Origin of the sequence: Corallococcus sp. AB049A (assembly GCF_003668885.1) — a bacterium.
GTDB lineage: Bacteria > Myxococcota > Myxococcia > Myxococcales > Myxococcaceae > Corallococcus > Corallococcus interemptor.
Map to the genome: position 1 here is coordinate 1 of NZ_RAWL01001486.1, position 381 is coordinate 381.

Annotated in this window: 1 protein-coding gene; it reads right to left on the minus strand. The window is 40.7% G+C overall.

Annotated elements, in window-relative coordinates; genetic code table 11:
• Positions 1 to 144: 144 nt before the first annotated feature.
• A partial coding sequence (locus tag D7X55_RS42675) for a thiamine phosphate synthase (protein WP_199747520.1) occupies positions 145 to 381 on the minus strand: 237 nt, incomplete at its 5' end.

The window sequence follows — 381 nt, forward strand, 5'->3', positions numbered from 1 at the left end:
ATCAAAGGTTACTAAAACAAAAAGACGCCCTAACTGATGCTAAGGCGTCTTGTGTGATGATTAAGCGCTGTCTATGCTAATCATACAAATTGCAGGAAATTTATCTATTAAATTTTGGTGACAAATTAATTTTTTTGCATATACTTAGTCTATTTTTGCATAAAATTCTTCATACGCTTCGCGCAGGTTGCCAGCCTGATTAATGGCTGCCGAAGCTGCTATGCCAAAGATTCCCGTATCCATCAAGGCATCTACATCAGAAAGTGTTACACCGCCTACCGCAAGTACCGGAAAATCAATGTTTAATGCTTTTAACTGCGCCATGGCGTCGGCATAACCTGCAACGCCTAATAAAGGGGCGTTATTCGGTTTTGTGGTGGT